General features: G+C 64.2%; 18 protein-coding genes and 3 tRNA genes. 17 read left to right on the top strand and 4 right to left on the bottom strand.

Annotated features, from left to right (window positions below; all coding sequences use genetic code 11):
- The first annotated feature begins 41 nt into the window (after window positions 1-41).
- From nuoG to VK682_RS15740, 13 genes are all read left to right on the top strand, one after another.
- On the top strand, window positions 42-2,030 hold the full coding sequence (gene nuoG, locus VK682_RS15800) for an NADH-quinone oxidoreductase subunit NuoG (RefSeq protein ID WP_230794527.1): 1,989 nt from the start codon (window positions 42-44) through the stop codon (window positions 2,028-2,030).
- Between the two features lie 3 nt (window positions 2,031-2,033).
- Window positions 2,034-2,426, top strand: coding sequence for a YNQ4 family lipoprotein (locus VK682_RS15795; RefSeq protein WP_230794528.1), 393 nt, complete (start codon window positions 2,034-2,036; stop codon window positions 2,424-2,426).
- Window positions 2,427-2,436: 10 nt separating this feature from the next.
- On the top strand, window positions 2,437-3,474 hold the full coding sequence (gene nuoH, locus VK682_RS15790; protein WP_089847879.1) for an NADH-quinone oxidoreductase subunit NuoH: 1,038 nt from the start codon (window positions 2,437-2,439) through the stop codon (window positions 3,472-3,474).
- Between the two features lie 6 nt (window positions 3,475-3,480).
- Window positions 3,481-3,975 carry an NADH-quinone oxidoreductase subunit NuoI gene (gene nuoI, locus VK682_RS15785; protein WP_089847877.1) on the top strand — a complete coding sequence of 165 codons (495 nt, stop codon included), beginning with the start codon at window positions 3,481-3,483 and terminating at the stop codon, window positions 3,973-3,975.
- The gene (locus tag VK682_RS15780) at window positions 3,972-4,379 is read left to right on the top strand and encodes a carboxymuconolactone decarboxylase family protein (RefSeq protein WP_089847876.1); all 408 of its coding nucleotides are present in this window, start codon (window positions 3,972-3,974) and stop codon (window positions 4,377-4,379) included. The genes nuoI and VK682_RS15780 overlap by 4 nt, the downstream gene beginning before the upstream one ends.
- Complete coding sequence (locus VK682_RS15775) at window positions 4,376-4,978, top strand: NADH-quinone oxidoreductase subunit J (protein WP_230794529.1); 603 nt, start codon at window positions 4,376-4,378, stop codon at window positions 4,976-4,978. The genes VK682_RS15780 and VK682_RS15775 overlap by 4 nt, the downstream gene beginning before the upstream one ends.
- Before the next feature lie 103 nt (window positions 4,979-5,081).
- Window positions 5,082-5,387, top strand: coding sequence for an NADH-quinone oxidoreductase subunit NuoK (gene nuoK, locus VK682_RS15770; RefSeq protein ID WP_020038696.1), 306 nt, complete (start codon window positions 5,082-5,084; stop codon window positions 5,385-5,387).
- A gap of 6 nt (window positions 5,388-5,393) precedes the next feature.
- Window positions 5,394-7,508: an NADH-quinone oxidoreductase subunit L gene (nuoL, locus tag VK682_RS15765; RefSeq protein WP_230794530.1), complete on the top strand. Its 2,115-nt coding sequence runs from the start codon at window positions 5,394-5,396 to the stop codon at window positions 7,506-7,508.
- A complete protein-coding gene (locus tag VK682_RS15760; RefSeq protein ID WP_230794531.1) occupies window positions 7,508-9,058 on the top strand; it encodes an NADH-quinone oxidoreductase subunit M in 1,551 nt (516 codons plus the stop codon). Before nuoL ends, VK682_RS15760 begins: the two co-directional genes overlap by 1 nt.
- A gap of 11 nt (window positions 9,059-9,069) precedes the next feature.
- Window positions 9,070-10,512: an NADH-quinone oxidoreductase subunit NuoN gene (gene nuoN, locus VK682_RS15755; RefSeq protein WP_089847868.1), complete on the top strand. Its 1,443-nt coding sequence runs from the start codon at window positions 9,070-9,072 to the stop codon at window positions 10,510-10,512.
- Window positions 10,513-10,634: 122 nt separating this feature from the next.
- Window positions 10,635-11,378, top strand: a complete 744-nt coding sequence (locus VK682_RS15750; protein ID WP_324782206.1) for a biotin--[acetyl-CoA-carboxylase] ligase — start codon at window positions 10,635-10,637, stop codon at window positions 11,376-11,378.
- An 11-nt stretch (window positions 11,379-11,389) separates the two neighbouring features.
- Window positions 11,390-12,172 carry a type III pantothenate kinase gene (locus VK682_RS15745; protein WP_230794533.1) on the top strand — a complete coding sequence of 261 codons (783 nt, stop codon included), beginning with the start codon at window positions 11,390-11,392 and terminating at the stop codon, window positions 12,170-12,172.
- Window positions 12,169-13,836, top strand: a complete 1,668-nt coding sequence (locus VK682_RS15740) for a ribonuclease J (protein WP_230794534.1) — start codon at window positions 12,169-12,171, stop codon at window positions 13,834-13,836. The genes VK682_RS15745 and VK682_RS15740 overlap by 4 nt, the downstream gene beginning before the upstream one ends.
- 85 nt (window positions 13,837-13,921) lie before the next feature.
- Here VK682_RS15740 and tpiA read toward each other — a convergent pair whose 3' ends face one another.
- From tpiA to VK682_RS15720, 4 genes are all read right to left on the bottom strand, one after another.
- Window positions 13,922-14,668 carry a triose-phosphate isomerase gene (tpiA, locus tag VK682_RS15735; protein ID WP_230794535.1) on the bottom strand — a complete coding sequence of 249 codons (747 nt, stop codon included), beginning with the start codon at window positions 14,666-14,668 and terminating at the stop codon, window positions 13,922-13,924.
- Window positions 14,669-14,752: 84 nt separating this feature from the next.
- Entirely contained in the window at window positions 14,753-15,133 is a 381-nt protein-coding gene (locus tag VK682_RS15730; protein WP_089847858.1) for a HesB/IscA family protein, read from the bottom strand.
- 68 nt (window positions 15,134-15,201) lie between these two features.
- Window positions 15,202-15,558 carry an SUF system Fe-S cluster assembly protein gene (locus tag VK682_RS15725; protein ID WP_089847856.1) on the bottom strand — a complete coding sequence of 119 codons (357 nt, stop codon included), beginning with the start codon at window positions 15,556-15,558 and terminating at the stop codon, window positions 15,202-15,204.
- A gap of 69 nt (window positions 15,559-15,627) precedes the next feature.
- Window positions 15,628-16,536, bottom strand: a complete 909-nt coding sequence (locus VK682_RS15720) for a LytTR family DNA-binding domain-containing protein (protein ID WP_324782205.1) — start codon at window positions 16,534-16,536, stop codon at window positions 15,628-15,630.
- A 435-nt stretch (window positions 16,537-16,971) separates the two neighbouring features.
- On the opposite strand from VK682_RS15720, the gene VK682_RS15715 reads away from it, so the two are divergent.
- The 4 genes from VK682_RS15715 to VK682_RS15700 all read left to right on the top strand — a co-directional run bounded on the left by VK682_RS15715 (window position 16,972) and on the right by VK682_RS15700 (window position 17,803).
- Entirely contained in the window at window positions 16,972-17,247 is a 276-nt protein-coding gene (locus tag VK682_RS15715) for a DNA primase (protein ID WP_324782204.1), read from the top strand.
- A gap of 257 nt (window positions 17,248-17,504) precedes the next feature.
- Window positions 17,505-17,581 (top strand) — tRNA-Asp (locus VK682_RS15710).
- Between the two features lie 34 nt (window positions 17,582-17,615).
- Window positions 17,616-17,692 (top strand) — tRNA-Asp (locus VK682_RS15705).
- A gap of 34 nt (window positions 17,693-17,726) precedes the next feature.
- A tRNA-Asp gene (locus VK682_RS15700) sits at window positions 17,727-17,803 on the top strand.
- The last annotated feature ends 117 nt before the right edge of the window (window positions 17,804-17,920 follow it).

The raw sequence follows: 17,920 nt of genomic DNA, 5'->3' as shown, positions 1-17,920 counted from the left end.
GCGGGGGCGTCGCGTGCAACACCTGTCATGGGAAGATGCCAATGACCAACCTGCGTAAGATCATCATTGACGGCAAGGAAGTGGAAGTGGACGGGGCACTGACCCTGATCCAGGCCTGCGAGCAGGCGGGCATCGAGGTGCCGCGGTTCTGCTATCACGAGCGGCTGTCGATCGCCGGCAACTGCCGCATGTGCCTTGTCGAGGTGGTGGGCGGGCCGCCCAAGCCTGCGGCCTCCTGCGCGATGCAGGTGCGCGACCTGCGGCCCGGGCCCGAAGGCCAGCCGCCGGTGGTCAAGACCAATTCGCCCATGGTCAAGAAGGCGCGCGAGGGGGTGATGGAGTTCCTGCTCATCAACCACCCGCTGGACTGCCCGATCTGCGATCAGGGCGGCGAATGCGACCTGCAGGATCAGGCCATGGCCTATGGCGTTGATTTCTCGCGCTATCGCGAACCCAAGCGCGCGACCGAGGATCTGAACCTCGGGCCGCTGGTCGAAACCCATATGACGCGCTGCATCTCCTGCACGCGCTGCGTGCGCTTTACCACCGAGGTGGCGGGGATCACCCAGATGGGCCAGACCGGGCGTGGCGAGGATGCAGAGATCACCTCCTACCTCAACCAGACGCTGGATTCGAACCTGCAGGGCAACATCATCGACCTGTGCCCGGTGGGCGCGCTGGTCAGCAAGCCCTATGCCTTCACTGCGCGTCCGTGGGAACTGACCAAGACCGAATCCGTCGACGTGATGGATGCGCTGGGGTCGAACATCCGGGTGGACACCAAGGGCCGCGAAGTCATGCGCTTTCTGCCGCGCAACCATGATGGCGTGAACGAGGAATGGATTTCCGACAAGACGCGCTTTGTCTGGGACGGGCTGCGGCGGCAGCGGCTGGACCGGCCCTATATCCGCGTGGACGGCAAGCTGCGCCCGGCCACATGGCCCGAGGCGCTGGCCGCCGCCGCCGGTGCGATCAAGGGCGCCAAGAAGCTGGCCGGTCTGGTCGGCGATCTGGCCCCGGTCGAGGCCGCCTATGCGCTGAAGGCGCTGGTCGAGGGGCAGGGCGGATCGGTGGAATGCCGCACCGATGGCGCGCGCCTGCCTGCGGGCAACCGCTCCGCCTATGTCGGCAACGTGACGATCGAAGACATCGACACCGCCTCCGAGATCATTCTGGTCGGCACCAACCCGCGCGACGAGGCGCCGGTGCTGAACGCGCGCATCCGCAAGGCGTGGATCAATGGCGCCGAAGTCAGCCTTGTCGGGCAGATGGCGGACCTGACCTATGACGCGACCCATCTGGGCACCGACCGCGCGGCACTCTCCAAGGCCAAGGTGGGCGAGGGCGCAATTGTCATCGTGGGGCAGGGCGCGCTGAACGAGGCCGATGGCGCCGCCGTGCTGGCCGCCTGCATGGCGCTGTCGGGCCGGGTTCTGGTGCTGCACACCGCCGCCTCGCGCGTGGGGGCGCTGGATGTGGGCGCCGTGACCGAAGGCGGGCTTGCCGCCGCGGTCGAGGGCGCCGACGTGATCTACAACCTTGGCGCCGACGAGATCGACATCGCGCCCGGGGCCTTCGTGATCTATCAGGGCAGCCATGGCGACCGGGGCGCGCATCGTGCCGACGTGATCCTGCCGGGGGCCGCCTATACCGAGGAAAACGGCCTCTTCGTGAACACCGAAGGCCGTCCGCAGCTGGCGCTGCGCGCGGGCTATGCGCCGGGGGAGGCCAAGGAAAACTGGGCCATCCTGCGCGCGCTCTCGGCGGAGATCGGGGCGACCCAGCCTTGGGACAGCCTTGCGCAGCTACGCCAGAAGCTGGTGGCGGATGTGCCGCATCTGGCCGCCATCGACGTGGTGCCGGAAAACGACTGGCAGCCGCTGGAGACGGACAAGCTGGGCGATGCCGCCTTCCGCCCTGCGGTCAAGGACTTCTGGCTGAGCAACCCCATCGCCCGCGCCTCGGTGCTGATGGCAGAGCTTTCCGCCAATGCGAAGGCCCGCCGCAGCGCGCCGCTGGCTGCCGAGTAAGCCATGTGGCGCAGCGCCTGTCCCCTGATCGCGCTGATCGCGCTGTCCGCCTGCGAGGAAAGCTCCCCGCAGGCGGAGGCGCCGTTTGCGCCGCAGTATCAGGGGGTGGAAACGCGGCTGCTGGATGGCGATCTGGTCAGCTTTCTTGTGTCGATGCGTGGCGCGCGCGACACGGGCGATCTGGAAAATTACGCAGAATGCGCTGCGGCGCAGTATGCGTTGATCCGTGGTTACGGATTCGCGCGTCATCTGCGGACGAATGTGTCGGAAGAGGGTGGCCTCTGGCGCGGAGATGCTGTTTACACCATCTCGGCGGCGCTACCCCGCGGGCTGAAGACGATCGACGCGGAAGTCGTCGCCGCAGCCTGCGCCGAGAACGGAATACCGATGGTGTGAGGGACACTTGATGGCAGACTTCTTCGCAACCCCCTTCGGCATCTTCATCATAGTGCTCGCGCAATCGCTTGCGGTCGTGGCCTTCGTGATGATCTCGCTGTTGTTTCTGGTCTATGGCGACCGCAAGATCTGGGCCGCCGTGCAGATGCGCCGCGGACCCAACGTGGTGGGGGCCTTTGGCATCCTGCAATCCGTGGCCGACGCGCTGAAATACGTCGTCAAGGAAGTGGTGATCCCGGCGGGGTCTGACAAGACCGTCTTCCTGCTGGCGCCGATGATTTCCTTCGTCATGGCCATGATCGCATGGGCGGTGATCCCGTTCTCCGACGGCTGGGTGCTGGCGGATATCAACGTGGCCATCCTTTACGTCTTCGCCATTTCCTCGCTGGAAGTGTATGGCGTGATCATGGGGGGCTGGGCGTCCAACTCCAAATACCCGTTCCTTGGCTCGCTGCGCTCTGCGGCGCAGATGATCTCTTACGAGGTGTCGATCGGGCTCATCATCATCGGCGTGATCATCTCCACCGGGTCGATGAATTTCGGCCATATCGTGGGGGCGCAGGATACCGGCTTCGGCTTCTTCGGCTGGTACTGGCTGCCGCATTTCCCGATGGTCTTCCTGTTCTTCATCTCGGCGCTGGCGGAAACCAACCGCCCGCCCTTCGACCTGCCGGAAGCGGAATCAGAACTGGTGGCGGGCTATCAGGTGGAATATTCCGCCACGCCCTTCCTGCTGTTCATGGCCGGTGAATACATCGCCATCTTCCTGATGTGCGCGCTGACCTCGCTGCTGTTCTTCGGTGGCTGGCTCTCGCCCATCCCGGGCCTGCCGGACGGCGCGCTGTGGATGGTCGGCAAGATGGCCTTCTTCTTCTTCGTCTTCGCGATGGTGAAGGCGATCACCCCCCGCTACCGCTACGACCAGCTGATGCGGCTTGGCTGGAAGGTCTTCCTTCCGTTCAGCCTGGTCTGGGTGGTGTTCGTGGCCTTCGCGGCAAAATTCGGCTGGTTCTGGGGCATCTTCGCCCGCTGGACCACGGGAGCATAAGCAACCATGGCAAGTATCGACTACGGCCGGGCAGCAAAGTATTTCCTGCTGGCGGATTTCATCAAGGGCTTCCAGCTCGGGCTGAAATACTTCTTCGCACCCAAGGCCACGCTCAACTATCCGCATGAGAAGGGACCGCTTAGCCCGCGGTTCCGCGGCGAACACGCGCTGCGCCGGTATCCCAACGGCGAAGAACGCTGCATCGCCTGCAAGCTCTGCGAGGCGATCTGCCCGGCGCAGGCCATCACCATCGACGCCGAGCCGCGCGATGACGGCTCGCGCCGGACCACACGTTACGACATCGACATGACGAAATGCATCTATTGCGGCTTCTGTCAGGAAGCCTGCCCGGTGGATGCCATCGTCGAGGGGCCGAATTTCGAATTCACCACCGAAACCCGCGAAGAGCTGTTCTACGACAAGCAGAAGCTGCTTGCGAATGGCGACCGCTGGGAATCGGAAATCGCGCGCAACCTCGAACTCGACGCGCCCTATCGATGACCGATCCCCGGACCCCTTTCGAGCTGATGATGGCGCAGGCGCAGGAGATGGCGAAGGCCTTCAATCCCGCGCTTGAATCCTTCAACCCGAAGGAATTCGAAAAGCTGTGGCCGACCATGCCCAAGGATTTTATGGAATTCTGGTTCGGTCGTGGCCTTTCGAAGGAGGGTCTGGACAGCAAGACCCGGCTGCTGCTGACGCTGGCCGGGCTGACCATGCAGGGCGCGCAGGCCGACACGGCCGTGCGCATGACGGTGCGCCACCTGATAGAGGCGGGCGCCACCAAGGATGAGATCGCCGAGACCATCGCGCATATGTCGATGTTCGCAGGCCTACCCGCCATGACCCGCGCCATGGAACTTGCGCGCGCGGTGATGGAAGACAACAAGGATGACGCATCATGACCGTGTTCGCCTTTTACCTCTTTTCGCTCAGCGCCATTGCGGGCGGGCTGTTCACGGTGATCGCCCGGAACCCGGTGCATTCGGTGCTGTGGCTCATCCTCGCCTTTCTCAGCTCGGCGGGGCTGTTCGTCCTGCTCGGGGCCGAGTTTGTGGCGATGCTGCTGATCATCGTCTATGTCGGCGCGGTCGCGGTGCTGTTCCTGTTCGTCGTCATGATGCTGGACGTGGATTTTGCCGAACTGCGCGCGGGCATGGCGAAATACATGCCGCTGGCGCTGCTGATCGGCATCGTGCTGCTGATGCAGCTTGCCATGGCTTTCGGCGGCTGGCAGGCGTCCGAACTTGCGTCGACGCAGCTTTCCGCACCCGCACCGGTGGATGTGCAGAACACCGCGGCGCTGGGGCTGGTGCTTTATGACCGTTACTTCCTGCTGTTCCAGCTGGCGGGCCTGATCCTGCTGGTGGCCATGATCGGTGCGATCGTGCTGACGCTGCGCCACCGGGTCGGGGTGAAACGTCAGGACGTGCTGGCCCAGATGTGGCGCGACCCGAAAAAGGCGCTGGAGCTGCGCGACGTGAAGCCCGGGCAGGGGCTCTGAGGATAATGCCGGGACCGGGACCGCGATCGCCGTGGGGGTGATCACGGCGGTCTCGGTCGCTAACGGATATTTAGGCGGGTAAGAAAAGACCCGGAGGGACAGAATGATCGGACTTGAACATTACCTGACGGTGGCGGCGGTGCTGTTCGTCATCGGCATCTTCGGGATCTTCCTGAACCGGAAGAACGTGATCATCCTCTTGATGTCGATCGAACTCATCCTGCTGTCGGTCAACATCAACTTCGTCGCGTTCTCGTCCTTTCTGGGCGATCTCGCGGGGCAGGTCTTCACGCTGTTCGTGCTGACCGTCGCCGCGGCGGAGGCGGCCATCGGGCTTGCGATCCTCGTCTGCTTCTTCCGCAACCGCGGCACCATTGCCGTGGAAGACGTCAACGTGATGAAAGGCTAAGGGCATATGGAGACGATCATTCTCTTCGCCCCGCTCGTGGGTTCGCTGATCGCGGGCTTCGGCTGGAAATTCATCGGCGAGAAAGGCGCGCAATGGGTGTCCACGGGGCTGCTGTTCCTCGCCTGCTTTCTCTCCTGGATCGTGTTCTTCACGCTGGGCGAGGCGGAAAGCATCCCGCTGTTCCGCTTCATTGAATCGGGCACGCTGAGCACGGACTGGGCGATCCGCTCCGACCGGCTGACCGCGATCATGCTGATCGTGATCACCACCGTCTCGGCGCTCGTGCACCTCTACAGCTTCGGCTACATGGCGCATGACGAGAACTTCAAGCATGGCGAAAGCTACCGCCCGCGCTTCTTCGCCTATCTGTCCTTCTTCACCTTCGCCATGCTGGCGCTGGTGACCGCCGACAACCTGCTGCAGATGTTCTTCGGCTGGGAAGGCGTGGGTGTCGCCTCCTATCTGCTGATCGGCTTCTACTACCGCAAGCCCACGGCCAATGCCGCCGCGATGAAGGCCTTTGTGGTCAACCGGGTGGGGGATTTCGGCTTCCTGCTGGGGATCTTCGCGCTTTACTACCTCACGGATTCGATCCGGTTCGACGACATCTTCGCGCAGGTCCCGCAGATCGCGGAAACGCAGCTGACCTTCCTGTGGCGCGACTGGAACGCGGCCAACCTGATCGCCTTCCTGCTGTTCGTGGGCGCAATGGGCAAATCGGCGCAGCTCTTTCTGCACACATGGCTGCCCGACGCGATGGAAGGCCCGACCCCGGTGTCGGCGCTGATCCACGCGGCGACCATGGTCACGGCGGGCGTGTTCCTTGTCTGCCGCATGTCGCCGCTGATGGAATACGCGCCCGAGGCCACGGCCTTCATCACCTTCCTTGGGGCGACCACCGCCTTCTTCGCGGCGACGGTGGGTCTGGTGCAGACCGACATCAAGCGCGTCATCGCCTATTCCACCTGTTCGCAGCTTGGCTACATGTTCGTGGCGGCAGGGGTCGGCGTCTACAGCGTGGCGATGTTCCACCTGTTCACGCACGCCTTCTTCAAGGCGATGCTGTTCCTTGGCGCAGGCTCGGTCATCCATGCCATGCATCACGAGCAGGACATGCGGAATTATGGCGGGCTGCGGAAGAAAATCCCCTATACCTTCTGGGCGATGATGATCGGCACGCTGGCGATCACCGGCGTCGGCATCCCGCTGACCCATATCGGCTTCGCGGGTTTCCTGTCCAAGGATGCGGTGATCGAAAGCGCATGGGCCGGAACCGGGGGCGGTTATGCCTTCTGGATGCTGGTCATCGCCGCGCTCTTCACCTCGTTCTACTCGTGGCGCCTGATCTTCCTGACCTTCTTCGGGCGTCCGCGCGGCGACAAGCACACGCATGAACACGCGCATGAAAGCCCGATGGTCATGCTGATCCCGCTGGGGGTGCTGTCGCTGGGTGCCGTGTTCTCCGGGATGCTGTGGTATGGCTCGTTCTTTGGCGATCATGACAAGGTGACGCGCTTCTTCGGGATGCCCGCGCATCACGCCGAAGCCTCCGAAGGCGCGCATGCCGAGGCAGCCCCGGCGGCCACGCTGGTTCCCGAAGGCGACGCCGCCGCTGCCGAAGCCGCAGCTGCTGAGGGCGAGGGCGAAGCCCATGCCGCCGCCATGGGGCCGGTTGGGTCCATCTACATGGCCCCCGACAACACGGTGATGGATGACGCGCATCACGCGCCGGCTCTGGTCAAGGCTGCGCCCTTCATCGCCATGGTGATCGGCCTCGCCGTGGCTTACCTGTTCTACATCGTGAACCCGGCGCTGCCGAAGCGGCTGGCCGAAAACCAGCGCCCGCTTTACCTGTTCCTGCTCAACAAGTGGTACTTTGACGAGATCTACAACTTCGTCTTTGTCCAGCCTGCCAAGGCGCTGGGGCGTCTGCTCTGGAAACGGGGCGACGGGTCGGTCATTGACGGGTCGATCAACGGGATCGCCATGGGGATCATCCCCTTCTTCACCAAACTCGCGGGCCGTGCACAGTCCGGCTACATCTTCACCTATGCCTTCGCCATGGTGATCGGCATTGCCGTTCTGGTCACCTGGATGTCGATCCTCGGAGGGGCGCAGTAATGGCCAGCCTTCTTTCCATCGTCACCTTCCTGCCTGCGCTCGCCGCGCTGATCCTCGCGCTGTTCCTGCGCGGGGGGGATGCAGCCGGTGACCGCAACGCCAAGGTCTTTGCGCTGGTGGCCACGGGCGCGACCTTCGTGATCTCGCTCTTCATCCTGTTCCAGTTCAATCCCGCCGATACCGGCTTCCAGATGGTCGAGCAGGGCCGCTGGATCATGGGGCTCAACTACAAGATGGGCGTAGACGGCATTTCGGTGCTGTTCGTCATGCTCACCACCTTCATGATGCCGCTCACCATCCTCGCCTCGTGGGACGTGAAGCTGCGGGTGAAGGAATACATGATCGCCTTCCTGCTGCTGGAAACGCTGATGCTTGGCGTGTTCATGGCGCTGGACATGGTGCTGTTCTACCTGTTCTTCGAGGCAGGGCTGATCCCCATGTTCCTGATCATCGGGATCTGGGGTGGCAAGGACCGCATCTACGCGTCCTTCAAGTTCTTCCTCTACACCTTCCTTGGTTCGCTGCTGATGCTGGTGGCCATGGTCGCGATGTATGCCGATGCGGGCACCACCGACATTCCCACGCTGCTGAGCCATCAGTTCGCCTTCGCCGATTTCGAGGTGCTGGGCGTGCATATCGTCGGTGGCATGCAGACGCTGCTGTGGCTTGCCTTCTTTGCCAGCTTCGCGGTCAAGATGCCGATGTGGCCGGTCCACACCTGGCTGCCTGATGCCCACGTGCAGGCCCCGACCGCAGGGTCGGTGGTGCTGGCGGCGATCCTGCTGAAGATGGGCGGCTACGGCTTCCTGCGCTTCTCTCTGCCGATGTTCCCGGTGGGGTCCGAGGTGATGGCACCGCTGGTCTACTGGATGTCGGCCATCGCCATCGTCTATACCAGCCTTGTGGCGCTGGTGCAGGAAGACATGAAGAAGCTCATCGCCTACAGCTCCGTGGCGCATATGGGCTTTGTCACCATGGGCATCTTTGCTGCCAACCAGCAGGGCATCGACGGTGCGATCTTCCAGATGGTCAGCCACGGCTTCGTTTCGGGCGCGCTGTTCCTGTGTGTGGGCGTGATCTATGACCGGATGCACACCCGCGACATCGACGCCTATGGCGGTCTGGTGAACCGGATGCCCGCCTATGCGCTGGTCTTCCTGCTGTTCACCATGGCCAATGTCGGCCTGCCCGGCACCTCGGGCTTTGTGGGCGAATTCCTGACGCTGATGGGCATTTTCCAGGTCAACACCTGGGTGGGCCTGTTCGCCACCAGCGGCGTGATCCTGTCGGCGGGCTATGCGCTGTGGCTCTATCGCCGCGTGGTCATGGGCGACCTCATCAAGGAAAGCCTGAAGACCATTCAGGACATGACCCCGCGCGAGCGCTGGATCTTCGCGCCGCTGATCGTCATGACGCTGTGGCTGGGGGTCTACCCCGCAGCGGCGCTGGACATCATCGGCCCGTCGGTCGAGGCGCTTGTCTCCAACCATGAAACGGCCGTGGCCGCTGCCGATCTTGGCGGCGCCACCGTGGCCCAATCGAACCACTGAGGGGGCGGGACATGATCTCGGCTGATCTGAACATCATCCTTCCGGAGATCCTGCTGGCGGTCTATGCCATGCTGGCGCTGGTCGGCGCGGTCTACACGGGCAAGGACAAACTCGCCTCGCCGCTGGTCTGGGCCACCGCCGCAGTCATGCTGATCATGGCGCTGTGGATCGGCACCACCGGCAGCGGCACCCGTGTCGGGTTCTTCGGCATGTTCAATGACGACGCCTTCTCGCGCTTCGCCAAGGTGGTCATCCTGATCGCCGCCGCCTGCGTGCTGATCATGGGCGAGGCCTTCATGAAGCGGCACAACCTGCTGCGCTTCGAATACCCGGTGCTGGTGGTGCTGTCGGTGATCGGCATGATGGTCATGGTCTCTGCCGGAGACCTGATGACCCTCTATATGGGGCTGGAACTGCAGTCGCTGGCGCTTTACGTCGTGGCCTCGCTGCGGCGCGACAGCGAGATGTCGACCGAGGCGGGCCTGAAATATTTCGTGCTGGGCGCGCTCAGCTCCGGCCTGCTGCTTTACGGCGCCTCGCTGGTCTATGGCTTTGCCGGAACCACGCTGTTTTCGGGCATCATCGCGGCGGCGGGGACCGGGCAGCTGTCCATCGGCCTGCTGATCGGTCTGGTCCTGATGATCTCGGGCCTTGCCTTCAAGGTGTCGGCGGTGCCGTTCCACATGTGGACGCCCGATGTCTATCAGGGCGCGCCGACCCCGGTCACCGCGTTTTTCGCCACCGCGCCCAAGATGGCGGCGATGGGCCTTTTCGCGCGGCTGCTGCATGACGCCTTCGGCGCCGCCGTCTCCGACTGGAGCCAGGTCGTGGCGCTGATCGCGGTGCTGTCGATGTTCCTTGGCTCCATCGCGGCCATCGGACAGCGCAACATCAAGCGGCTGATGGCCTATTCGTCGATTGCCCATATGGGTTACGCGCTGATCGGGCTGGCGGCGGGCACGCAGGCCGGGGTGCAGGCGATGCTGGTCTATATGGCCGTCTATGTGACGATGAATGTCGGCACCTTCGCCTTCATCCTGTCGATGCAGAAGGACGGCCAGCCGGTGACCGAGGTCGACTCGCTGGGCATGTATGCCAAACGCGAGCCGGGCCGGGCGCTGGCGGTGCTGGTGCTGCTGTTCAGCCTTGCCGGTGTGCCGCCGCTTCTGGGCTTCTTCGCCAAGCTCGGCGTGTGGCAGGCGGCGATCGCGTCGGACATGTACTGGCTGGTCGTGGCCTCTGCCGTCGCATCGGCCATCGGCGCCTATTACTACCTGCGCATCGTCTATCTGATGTATTTCGGAGAAGACCGCGAAGATGCGCTGGATGCGGGCGGTTCGCCGGTGCTCTGGGGCTTTCTGGCGGCTTCGGCCTTCGTGATGGTGGCGGGGGTGGTGAACCTCTTCGGCATCGAAGGCGCTGCAGCCGCGGCGGCAGCCACGCTTGTCAACTGATCCCGGCTCCGCCTGTCTGGCAAACGGTGACGCGCCTCTGGCGCGTCGCTTTTTTTCTTGGCAGTCCTGCGGACTGCGGGCCTCCGGCGGGAGTTTTCCGGGCAAGATGAAGGAGCAGCGGCATGTGGCCTGAAGGATACGGGCGGCGCGTTCTGGCCGAGACCGACAGCACCAATGCCGAAGCCGCGCGGCGGGCCGGGCAGGGCGCGGGGTCCGAATGGATCCTTGCGCTGCGGCAGTCGGCGGCGCGCGGGCGGCGCGGGCGGCCATGGTCCATGCCTGCCGGGAATTTTGCCGCGACGCTGCTGCTGCCGGTCAGCGAGCCGCCGCAGGTGGTGGCGCTGCGCAGCTTCGTGGCCGCTCTGGCGCTGCACGGGGCGTTCTGCGCCGTCACCGGACGGGCGGAGGGGCTGGCGCTGAAATGGCCCAATGACGTGCTGCTCAACGGTGGCAAGGTGGCGGGCATCCTGCTCGAGAATCTCGGGCCACGGGGCGGCACTGGCTGGCTCGCCATCGGTATTGGCGTCAATCTGGCCACGGCGCCAGAGGTCAGCGAGGTGGAGCCCGGCGCGCTGCGCCCGGTGAGCCTGCTGTCAGAGACCGACGTGGCGGTCACGCCCGAAGAGTTCCTGACCGTGCTGGCGCGCTGCTATGCCGAAGAGGAAGCGCGCTTTGCCACGCTGGGATTTGCCGCGATCCGCGCCGCATGGCTGTCGCGCGCGGCCCGTCTGGGCGAGGTGATCACCGCGCGCACCGGGCAGGTCGAGATGACCGGCACGTTCGAGACGGTGGACGATGCGGGCAATCTTGTCCTAATCACGGCGGGTGGACGTCAGGCGATCGCCGCGGCGGACGTGTTTTTCTGAGGAGGGCGGCCATGCTTCTGGCCATCGACTGCGGCAATACCAACACCGTGTTCTCGATCTGGGACGGCACGCGGTTTCTGGCGACGTGGCGCACCTCGACCGAGCACCAGCGCACGGCGGACCAGTATTACGTTTGGCTGTCGACGCTGATGGACTTTCTGGGCATCAAGGCCGAGATCACCGATGTGATCGTGTCCTCCACCGTGCCGCGCGTGGTGTTCAACCTGCGGGTGCTGGCGGACCGCTATTTCAACACCCGCGCCATGGTGGTGGGCAAGCCGGACTGCGAACTGCCCGTGGATGTGCGGGTGGATCTGGGCACCAATGTGGGCCCCGACCGGCTGGTCAATACCGTGGCGGGGTTCGACCTTTATGGCGGCGACCTGATCGTGGTGGATTTCGGCACGGCGACCACCTTTGACGTGGTGGCGGCGGATGGCGCCTATGAGGGCGGCGTGATCGCCCCGGGCGTGAATCTCAGCCTTGAGGCGCTACATCAGGCGGCTGCCGCCCTGCCGCATGTGGACATCACCAAACCGCAGCGTGTGGTGGGCACCAACACGGTGGCCTGCATGCAATCGGGCATTTTCTGGGGCTATGTCGGGCTGGTCCGCGAGATCTGCGCCCGCATCAAAGCTGAACGCGATCGCCCCATGCGCATCATATCGACCGGCGGGCTGGCGCCGCTTTTCCAGCAAGCTGAAGATCTCTTCGACGACTGGCGGGAGGATTTGACCATGCATGGTCTCACCGTCATTCACAGGTACAATACGCATAAGGACTTCCGACAATGAGCAGCGAGCGCATCATCTATCTTCCCCTAGGGGGCGCCGGCGAGATCGGCATGAACGCCTATGTCTATGGCTATGGCAAACCTGGAAATGAACGGCTGATCCTTGTGGATCTGGGCGTGGCCTTTCCGGATATGGACACCTCGCCGGGGGTCGATCTGATCTTCGCCGATCTGACATGGCTGCGGCAGAACCGCAGCCGGCTGGAGGCGATCTTCATCACCCATGCCCATGAGGACCATGTGGGCGCCATCGGCCATTGCTGGGAAAGCCTTGGCGTGCCGGTCTATGCCCGCGCCTTTACCGCCAACATCGCGCGGGGCAAGCTGGACGAATACGGCTTTTCCGCCGAAACCGTGACCACCTGTTCGCCCTGGCCCGAAACCGTGCAGGCCGGGCCGTTCCGCGTCGGCTTCGTGCCGATCTCGCATTCGATCCCCGAAAGCTCGGGGCTGGTGATCGACACGCCGCAGGGGCGGCTGATCCATACCGGCGATTTCAAGCTGGACCCGGCGCCGCTGGTCGGCGAGGCCTTCGATCCCGAACTCTGGGGGTCGATTTCGGCGGGGGGCGTCCGCGCGCTGATCTGCGATTCCACCAATGTGTTCTCGCAGCATCCGGGCCGGTCGGAATCGACGCTTGGGCCGGAGATCGTGTCGCTGGTGGAACAGGCCCCGAACATGGTGGTGGCGACCAGCTTTGCCTCCAACGTGGCGCGGGTCAAGACGCTGGCAGAGGCGGGCGAACGCGCGGGCCGGTCGATCTGTCTGCTGGGCCGGGCGATGCGCCGCATGATCGAAGCCTCGATCGAGACCGGGGTGCTGTCCTCCTTCCCGAAGGTGGTGAGCCCCGAGGAAGCCTCTGACATCCCGCGCGAAAACCTGATGCTGATCGTGACCGGGTCGCAGGGCGAACGCCGCGCCGCCTCGGCGCAGCTGTCGCGGGGCAAGTATAACGGGCTGGAGCTGAAGGAAGGGGACATGTTCCTGTTCTCGTCTAAGACCATCCCGGGCAATGAAAAGGAAGTTGCCCGCATCATGAACGCGCTGTCGGAAAAGGGCGTGGATGTGGTGGATGACAGCAACGGGCGCTATCACGTGTCCGGCCATGCCAACCGCCCCGATCTGGAGCGGCTGCAGGACATCGTCAATCCGCAGATCGTGGTGCCGATGCATGGCGAACACCGCCACCTTCGCGAGCATGTGAAGCTGGCCGAGGCGCGGGGCCGCGCCGGGGTGCTGGCGGTGAACGGCACCATGGTCGATCTGTCGGGCAATATGCCCAAGATTGCGGGCTATGTGGAAACCGGGCGCACCTATCTGGACGGGCGGGTGCAGATCGGCGCGCTGGACGGCATCGTGCGCGACCGCATTCGCATGGCGCTGAACGGGCACGTTCTGGTGACGGTGATCCTTGACGAAGAGGACGAACCGCTGGGCGAACCCTGGTGCGAACTGTCGGGGCTGGCCGAAACCGGGCGGTCCAACGCGCCGCTGGTCGACGTGCTGGAAGCAGATCTGACCCAGTTTCTGGGCCGGGCGGGCGAGGCCACGCTGACCGATGACGACAAGCTGGAAGAGGGCATGCGCCGCATCGTGCGCAACACCACCTCCAACGAGATCGGCAAGAAGCCCGAGGTGACGGTGGTGATCAGCCGCCTGTCCTGAGAGCGACCTGCCGAAACAAAAACCGCGCGCCTGTCCCGAGTTCGGGGCAGGCGCGCGGCGCTTTTGGGGGCAGATTGTCGGGGGATCAGTCGGCGCTGGCGTTCAGCGCCTCGATGATCGGCAGGAAATCACCGGCCCGCAGCGAGGCGCCGCCGACCAGCGCGCCATCCACGTTGGAGACGGCAAAGATCTCTGCCGCATTGCCGGGTTTCACCGAGCCGCCGTAAAGCAGCCGCACCGAGCGGCCCACGCCTTCGCCGAAGCGCTTTTCCAGCCGGGCGCGGATAAAATCATGCACCTCGCCGATCTGGTCGACATCGGGCACCTTGCCGGTGCCGATGGCCCAGACCGGTTCATAGGCGACCACAAGATTATGGCCGGTGGCGCCGTCGGGCAGCGACCCGGCAAGCTGGCCCGCAATGATGTCGAGCGTGTTCTGCGCTTCGCGTTCGGACAGCGTCTCGCCCACGCAGACCACCGCCGCCAGACCAGCGTCCCATGCGGCACGGCATTTTTCGCGCACATGTTCATCATGTTCGTCATGATCGGCGCGACGTTCGGAATGGCCGAGAATCACATAGGTGGCGCCCGCATCCTTCAGCATGGCGGCGGAAATATCGCCGGTATGCGCGCCGGAGTCCTTGGCGTGGCAGTCCTGCCCGCCGATGGCCAGCGGCAGACCCAGCGCTGCGGCCGGGGCCACCAGCGTGGCGGGCGGACAGATCAGCACCTCGGCCTTGCCCTCCGCCGCCGGTCCCATCGCCGCCAGCTCGTCCAGCGCGGCACTGAGCCCGTTCATCTTCCAGTTTCCGGCGGCAAGTTTCCTGCGCATGGTCTCTCCTTTGGTCGCGGGGATGGGGGCCATCATCGCGGCAGGGGGGGCGGCGTCAAGGCTGGTAGCGCCGGACAGCCGGGGCTACTTGCCCGCGCGTTCGGCTTCCAGCTCGTCCAGATCCTTGAACTTGATGGATTCTCCGCAGCCGCAGGCATCCGCCACATTGGGGTTGTTGAAGCGGAAGCCCGATTCCAGCAGCGACGTGTGGTGGTCGATTTCGGTGCCGAACAGGAACATCTGCGCCATGGGCGCAATCAGCACCCGCGCGCCATCCTGCTCCACCACCTCGTCATTGGGGGCGGGGCTGTCCACGAATTCCATGGTATATTCCATGCCCGCGCAGCCGCCCTTCTTCACGCCGATCCGCAGACCGGCGCGGTTGTCACGTTCCATCAGCTTGCGAATCTGCACCACCGCCGAAGGGGTTATGCTGACCGCCTGTTTTCCGGGAATACCGAACATGGCTGTCTCCTTTGTGCTGAATCTAGGAAGTTGCGGCGTCCCTGACAAGCGGGGGTGCCGCGCCTGTCTTACATGAAGCCCAGTTCCAGCCGCGCCTCATCCGACATCATGTCCATGCCCCAGGGCGGATCGAACACCATGTCCACGTCCACATCGCGGACGCCGGGCACGGCGCTGATCGAATCCTGCACCCAGCCGGGCATCTCTCCGGCCACGGGGCAGCCGGGTGCGGTCAGCGTCATGGTGACCTTCACCGCGTTTTCGGAATCGATCAGAACGGTGTAGATCAGCCCCAGATCGTAGATGTTCACCGGAATTTCCGGGTCAAACACCGTCCGGCAGGCTTCGACCACCGAATCGTAAAGCGGATGGTCGGTGCTGGAGGGCGCGATCAGCGGGGCGCCTTCAAGCTGTGCATCGGTCATGGCCGGTCCTTCCCGTGGCGTTTCCTGAGAAAAGATATAGGAAATGCGCCCGCCGGGGTAAAGGGGCGGTCAGCCAAGATAGACATCAAGCCAGCGTTCGACATCCGGCAGCCGCCCGCGCGCCACGGGCACGGTGCTGCCATCGGCAAGGCGCAGAATCGGGCGGGGGCCGTCGCGGTCCAGCGCGCAGACGGCATGGCGCGCCACCCACCAGCTGCGATGCGGCTGCACCCCGTCTTCGGCGCGGGTCTGCGCCACCACATCAGACAGGCGCGCGCGCTGGACAAGCGAGGTGCCGTCCAGATGGGCATGCACGTGATGTTCTCGTGCCTCGACCACCGTCAGGTCGCGCAGCGGCACAGGACGACCGCCGATCACCACGACCCGCTCTTCTTCCTCGGGCGGCTTGGTGTCCGGCTCCGGATCAGAGGGCTCGGGCTCCGGCGCGGTCGCGTCGGGCAGGGGCGGCGCTTCTCCGGCACGCAGGGGGGTGCCGGTCAGGGCTTCGGCGCAGACCATCGGCAACACGAATCGCAGGAAGATCATCTCGAATACCAGAACCGTGACTGCCAGAAAGACCAGCCGCGACATTACCGGAAACTGGATTTCCGGCTCCACCAGCACCAGCACGTCTTTCATGATCACGATGGTCGGACCCAGCGACAGCAGGGTGATCATCGGCCAGTAGATGCGGCTGCTTGGCCGGACCCCGCGCAGGATGGCGCAGCAGGTCAGCACAAGGATCTGACATCCCAGATAAACGCTCTGCCCGGCAAAGGTCGCCAGAACGTAAGCTCCGAAGGGCAGCACGGCGTGCAGGTCGTTCGGATCCGTCGCCACAAAGATGACGCAGACAAGCCCAAGGTAAAGCTGGGTCCGGGGCGAGCGATAAATGTTCAGGAACTGTTCAAGCGTCAGGGAAAGCCTGCCGCCGGTGGTATGGATGAGCCCAAGCTGTTGTTTGACAATGATTTGCAATCGAGACCGTACATGTTGTTTTCGCCAGTCAAGAGTGCCTGTTCCCCGATCCGGTGGCAAGCCGATAGCAGCGTCACCTGACGCGCAAGAGAGGCAGCCCGGGATAAGGCTGAAACAGGGCACAAACACGCGGCCTGCGTGTTCGGAAAACGCTTACCTCACGGGGCGGCTGTGCTAAGCTGAAACGGCCTGTCGCGCTTTGGTCGGGGGACTTGCGCGGCGGCACCGGGTTTGGTGTGTGGTGTTTTTATGGCCGGGTTCCATGCCGCCAATGGCGGGGGTCTGGCCGGTAACTTGTGTTCCAGTTGTCAAAGTTTTTACGCGGAAACACCCCTGACACATCCGATCCGTTCTGTGTGCCGTCCGGAGAAGGACCGCCCGAACGGCGGCTCTCCGGATCTTTGACAGCGATCCGTCACGTCGGGGGGTGCCGGTGTGACGCAACTGGAAGTGGTGAGTATGACGAATGGGGACATGTCGGTCGAAGGCACGGAAGATCTGAACGCGCTTTTGGACCAAGCCCTGCGCATGCAGGGGGGGGCAGCCGAACCGCAATTGCTGCAGGCGGCGTCACGGATTTTGGAACATTGCGCCTATGAACTGGCCCGGTCCGAAATGGGCGGGCAGGTGTCCCGCATCATCCTGATTTCGGATGAACTGGACCGGATGGCAAAGGCACAGGGACGGCTTACCGCCGGGCGCGGCGGCTAGGGGCAGGGACGGCCCAAGGGCGGGCCGCAGGCATCCGGATCGTCCGGACAGGCTGCGGCCCGTGCCGGGCCCGTTGGTGAGCTTTGGCCCGCAAGGGCCTGAACCCCCGCAACAATCCTTGTTTTTAAGGGCGCAAGCGGGGCAGCCCTGAGCCCAGAGAAAAAATCTGCACTCCGGGCTCAGAAAAGCGCTTGACGGGGTCCGGTCCCCCGCCTAGAACCCCCAACACGTTCGGGGCACGCTCCAGACGGCAGCGAGCGGTTGTAGCTCAGTTGGTTAGAGTACCGGCCTGTCACGCCGGGGGTCGCGGGTTCGAGCCCCGTCAACCGCGCCATCGCTGCCTATGTTGTATGTCCCGCGGAAATTGCGCGGTTGTAGCTCAGTTGGTTAGAGTACCGGCCTGTCACGCCGGGGGTCGCGGGTTCGAGCCCCGTCAACCGCGCCATCGCTGCCTATGTTGTATGTCCCGCGGAAATTGCGCGGTTGTAGCTCAGTTGGTTAGAGTACCGGCCTGTCACGCCGGGGGTCGCGGGTTCGAGCCCCGTCAACCGCGCCACTTTCTTCCGGAACGCTTCACACGCCTCGTGGTCCTTGGGCCGCGTGGCGTTTGCGTTTTGGGGGTGGGGCGGTCTCGCCCCGACACCAGAACTTGAGCCGCGCGAGATCTCGCGCT

The organism is Salipiger marinus, assembly GCF_035481585.1.
GTDB classification, from domain to species: Bacteria; Pseudomonadota; Alphaproteobacteria; order Rhodobacterales; family Rhodobacteraceae; genus Salipiger; species Salipiger marinus.
This window is presented reverse-complemented; position numbering and strand designations above follow the sequence as displayed.

What these genes read in the sequence shown, in the direction of transcription:
- nuoH (WP_089847879.1), top strand. Translation starts at nt 2,437, where the DNA reads ATGGCAGACTTCTTCGCAACCCCCTTCGGCATCTTCATCATAGTGCTC.
- VK682_RS15745 (WP_230794533.1), top strand. Translation starts at nt 11,390, where the DNA reads ATGCTTCTGGCCATCGACTGCGGCAATACCAACACCGTGTTCTCGATC.
- VK682_RS15740 (WP_230794534.1), top strand. Translation starts at nt 12,169, where the DNA reads ATGAGCAGCGAGCGCATCATCTATCTTCCCCTAGGGGGCGCCGGCGAG.
- VK682_RS15780 (WP_089847876.1), top strand. Translation starts at nt 3,972, where the DNA reads ATGACCGATCCCCGGACCCCTTTCGAGCTGATGATGGCGCAGGCGCAG.
- VK682_RS15795 (WP_230794528.1), top strand. Translation starts at nt 2,034, where the DNA reads ATGTGGCGCAGCGCCTGTCCCCTGATCGCGCTGATCGCGCTGTCCGCC.
- nuoL (WP_230794530.1), top strand. Translation starts at nt 5,394, where the DNA reads ATGGAGACGATCATTCTCTTCGCCCCGCTCGTGGGTTCGCTGATCGCG.
- VK682_RS15730 (WP_089847858.1), bottom strand. Translation starts at nt 15,133, where the DNA reads ATGTTCGGTATTCCCGGAAAACAGGCGGTCAGCATAACCCCTTCGGCG.
- VK682_RS15760 (WP_230794531.1), top strand. Translation starts at nt 7,508, where the DNA reads ATGGCCAGCCTTCTTTCCATCGTCACCTTCCTGCCTGCGCTCGCCGCG.
- nuoG (WP_230794527.1), top strand. Translation starts at nt 42, where the DNA reads ATGACCAACCTGCGTAAGATCATCATTGACGGCAAGGAAGTGGAAGTG.
- nuoN (WP_089847868.1), top strand. Translation starts at nt 9,070, where the DNA reads ATGATCTCGGCTGATCTGAACATCATCCTTCCGGAGATCCTGCTGGCG.
- nuoK (WP_020038696.1), top strand. Translation starts at nt 5,082, where the DNA reads ATGATCGGACTTGAACATTACCTGACGGTGGCGGCGGTGCTGTTCGTC.
- VK682_RS15775 (WP_230794529.1), top strand. Translation starts at nt 4,376, where the DNA reads ATGACCGTGTTCGCCTTTTACCTCTTTTCGCTCAGCGCCATTGCGGGC.
- VK682_RS15725 (WP_089847856.1), bottom strand. Translation starts at nt 15,558, where the DNA reads ATGACCGATGCACAGCTTGAAGGCGCCCCGCTGATCGCGCCCTCCAGC.
- tpiA (WP_230794535.1), bottom strand. Translation starts at nt 14,668, where the DNA reads ATGCGCAGGAAACTTGCCGCCGGAAACTGGAAGATGAACGGGCTCAGT.
- nuoI (WP_089847877.1), top strand. Translation starts at nt 3,481, where the DNA reads ATGGCAAGTATCGACTACGGCCGGGCAGCAAAGTATTTCCTGCTGGCG.
- VK682_RS15750 (WP_324782206.1), top strand. Translation starts at nt 10,635, where the DNA reads ATGTGGCCTGAAGGATACGGGCGGCGCGTTCTGGCCGAGACCGACAGC.